The organism is Streptococcus intestinihominis, from assembly GCF_046824975.1.
Lineage (GTDB): Bacteria > Bacillota > Bacilli > Lactobacillales > Streptococcaceae > Streptococcus.
In genome coordinates this window covers 105814-109748 of sequence record NZ_JBKQBL010000005.1, presented here as the reverse complement: position 1 = coordinate 109748, position 3935 = coordinate 105814, and the positions used below count along the sequence as shown (strand labels likewise).

Here is a 3935-nt window from a genome sequence, read left to right as displayed (position 1 = left end):
GCTTCTCCATTGGGTATTCTTATGCTAAAAACAGTGGAGTAGAACCCTTGCCAGCGGGAGTTTTGTCCCTGTCTTCATTCTTTATCTTGTTAAAATCTTCTTATGTACCAGCTAAGGGAGAACCGATTGGCGATGCCATTGCAAAAGTATGGTTTGGTGGTCAAGGGATTATCGGTGCCATTATTATTGGTCTGGTAGTTGGTGCAATTTATACAGTGTTTATCCAAAGACATATTGTTATAAAAATGCCAGAACAAGTACCTCAAGCTATTGCCAAACAATTTGAAGCGATGATTCCTGCTTTCGTGATTTTCTTACTATCAATGATTGTGTACATCGTATCAAAAGTAGTGACAAACGGCGGTACCTTCATTGAAATGATTTATGATGTCATTCAGGTTCCTTTACAAGGTTTAACAGGATCACTTTACGGAGCGATTGGGATTGCCTTCTTTATTTCATTCCTATGGTGGTTTGGTGTGCATGGACAATCAGTTGTCAACGGTGTAGTAACAGCTTTATTACTTTCCAACCTAGATGCCAATAAATCCATGTTGGCAGCTGGAAAGCTATCTGTTGAAAATGGTGCACACATTGTCACCCAACAATTTTTAGATAGTTTCCTTATTTTGTCTGGATCAGGTATAACCTTTGGGTTGGTTGTTGCCATGTTATTTGCTGCTAAATCAAAACAGTATAAGGCACTCGGAAAAGTTGCAGCTTTTCCTGCAATCTTCAATGTTAATGAGCCGGTCGTATTCGGTTTCCCAATAGTAATGAACCCAGTGATGTTCCTTCCATTCATTATCGTTCCAATTTTAGCAGCGATAATTGTTTATACTTCAATTGCTATTGGATTTATGCACCCATTCTCAGGTGTGACCCTTCCTTGGAGTACACCAGCCATTATTTCTGGATTTATGGTTGGAGGTTGGCAAGGTGCTTTCGTTCAAGTGCTTGTTCTTGTGACCTCGACCGTCGTATATTTCCCATTCTTCAAATTCCAAGATAATCTTGCCTATAACAATGAATTACAAGCTGAAAAATAGTGCCTTTATCAGGAATGCACAGATGTGCGACTAGAATAGAATTTATATGTATAATTCATAATTCATTGAAATTCGTAAAATTTAATGCTACTATAGTTACGAAAGAAAATAAAATAATTTCAAAAGAAAGGTTTTGAAAAAATGAAACAAGTAGAAGTAGCAAGTACAAGCATTAAAACAGAATATTTTGGAAGCCTCACTGAACGCATGAATAAGTATCGTGAAGATGTCTTAAACAAGAAGCCTTACATCGATGCTGAACGTGCTGTTCTTGCAACTAAAGCATATGATCGTTATAAGGAACAACCAAATGTTCTTAAACGTGCCTATATGTTGAAAGAGATTCTTGAAAATATGACAATCTATATTGAGGATGAATCCATGATCGCTGGGAACCAAGCGTCCTCTAATAAAGATGCTCCAATTTTCCCAGAATATACTTTAGAGTTCGTTCTTAAGGAATTGGATCTTTTTGAAAAGCGGGATGGTGATGTCTTCTATATTACGGAAGAAACGAAAGAACAACTCCGTAGTATCGCACCATTCTGGGAAAATAATAACTTACGTGCAAGAGCTGGAGCTCTTCTACCTGAAGAAGTTTCTGTCTATATGGAAACAGGATTCTTCGGTATGGAAGGGAAGATGAATTCAGGAGATGCCCACTTAGCAGTAAATTATCAAAAATTATTGCAATATGGTTTGAAAGGTTTTGAAGAAAGAGCCCGTCAAGCTAAGGCAGCTCTTGATCTAACGGATCCAGCTAGTATTGACAAGTACCATTTTTATGATTCTATCTTTATCGTAGTTGATGCTGTTAAGACCTATGCTCAACGATTTGTGGAACTTGCTAAACAACTTGCTGAAACAGCAACTCCTGAACGTAAGAAGGAATTGCTTGAAATTGCAGAGATTTGCTCGAAAGTTCCATACGAGCCTGCAAGTACATTTGCAGAGGCTGTTCAGTCTGTTTGGTTTATCCAATGTATTCTTCAGATTGAATCAAATGGACACTCACTTTCATATGGCCGTTTTGACCAATATATGTATCCATACGTTAAAGCTGATTTGGAAAGTGGACGGGAAACTGAAGAGAGTATTGTTGAACGCTTGACCAACCTTTGGATTAAGACTATTACAATTAACAAAGTACGTAGTCAAGCACATACCTTCTCATCTGCAGGTAGTCCGCTTTATCAAAACGTTACGATTGGTGGTCAAACGCGTGATAAGAAAGATGCCGTTAACCCATTGTCTTATTTAGTGTTGAAGTCTGTTGCTCAAACTCACCTTCCTCAACCAAACTTAACTGTTCGTTACCATGCTGGTTTGGATGCCCGCTTCATGAACGAATGTATTGAAGTTATGAAGCTCGGATTCGGTATGCCTGCTTTCAATAATGATGAGATCATTATTCCATCCTTTATTTCAAAAGGTGTTCTTGAAGAAGATGCTTATGATTACAGTGCAATTGGTTGTGTAGAAACAGCTGTTCCAGGTAAATGGGGATATCGCTGTACAGGTATGAGTTATATGAACTTCCCTAAAGTTTTGCTCATCACGATGAATGATGGAATCGATCCTGCTTCTGGCAAGCGCTTTGCACCAAGCTTCGGCCATTTTAAAGACATGAAGAGCTTCGATGAATTGCAGACTGCTTGGGACAAGACTTTGCGTCACTTAACCCGCATGAGTGTGATCGTAGAAAACTCGATCGACCTATCTCTTGAAAGAGAAGTGCCAGATATCCTCTGTTCAGCTTTGACAGATGACTGTATTGGACGTGGAAAACACCTAAAAGAAGGTGGAGCTGTCTACGATTATATTTCTGGTTTACAAGTGGGTATTGCAAACTTATCCGATTCACTTGCAGCAATCAAGAAACTGGTATTCGAAGAAGGACGCTTAACGCCACAAGAGCTATGGCATGCTCTGGAAACCGATTACGAGGGCGAACGTGGAAAAGAAATCCAAGAGATGCTTATCCATGATGCACCGAAGTATGGAAACGATGATGACTATGCAGACAGCTTAGTTCGAGAAGCATACGATATTTATGTGGATGAAATTGCTAAATATCCAAATACTCGCTATGGACGTGGGCCAATCGGTGGTATCCGTTACTCAGGTACATCTTCTATTTCAGCCAATGTAGGACAAGGTCGTGGAACATTAGCTACTCCGGACGGTCGTAATGCTGGAACTCCACTAGCAGAAGGATGCTCTCCATCCCACAATATGGACCAACATGGCCCAACATCTGTTCTAAAATCTGTTTCTAAATTGCCAACAGATGAAATTGTTGGTGGTGTTTTACTGAACCAAAAAGTAAACCCACAAACTTTAGCCAAAGAAGAAGATAAATTAAAACTTATTGCTTTACTCCGTACGTTCTTTAATCGTCTACATGGATACCATATTCAATACAATGTGGTTTCTAGAGAAACGTTGTTAGATGCTCAAAAACATCCGGAAAAACACCGTGACTTAATTGTACGTGTTGCAGGCTACTCAGCTTTCTTCAATGTACTATCAAGAGCTACACAAGATGATATTATTGGACGGACAGAGCATACTCTATAGTAAAGAGGTATGTATATGGAATTTATGCTTGATACTTTAAATTTAGATGAGATAAAAAAATGGGCACGAGTGTTACCCCTTGCTGGGGTAACTTCGAACCCAACAATTGCAAAAAAAGAAGGGGACATTGATTTTTTTGATCGTATCCATAAGGTGCGAGAAATCATTGGGGGCTCTCCTTCCATCCATGTTCAAGTTGTCGCAAAAGATTATGAAGGAATTTTGAAAGATGCGGCTAAAATTCGCGAACAATGCGATGAAAACACCTATATTAAAGTCCCAGTAACACCTGAAGGACTTGCTGCA

The 3935-nt window shown here is 39.2% G+C and carries 3 protein-coding genes; all 3 read left to right on the top strand.

Going from position 1 to position 3935, the window contains the following annotated elements:
- Positions 1 to 1049: PTS sugar transporter subunit IIC (locus tag ACLOR3_RS08710; RefSeq protein ID WP_412037151.1), on the top strand; the 1049-nt coding region annotated here is incomplete at its 5' end.
- A 141-nt stretch (positions 1050 to 1190) separates the two neighbouring features.
- The gene (locus ACLOR3_RS08705) at positions 1191 to 3629 is read left to right on the top strand and encodes a glycyl radical protein (RefSeq protein ID WP_023027619.1); all 2439 of its coding nucleotides are present in this window, start codon (positions 1191 to 1193) and stop codon (positions 3627 to 3629) included.
- Between the two features lie 15 nt (positions 3630 to 3644).
- Positions 3645 to 3935, top strand: a 291-nt coding sequence (locus tag ACLOR3_RS08700; protein WP_412037150.1) for a transaldolase family protein, incomplete at its 3' end; no start/stop codon positions are given.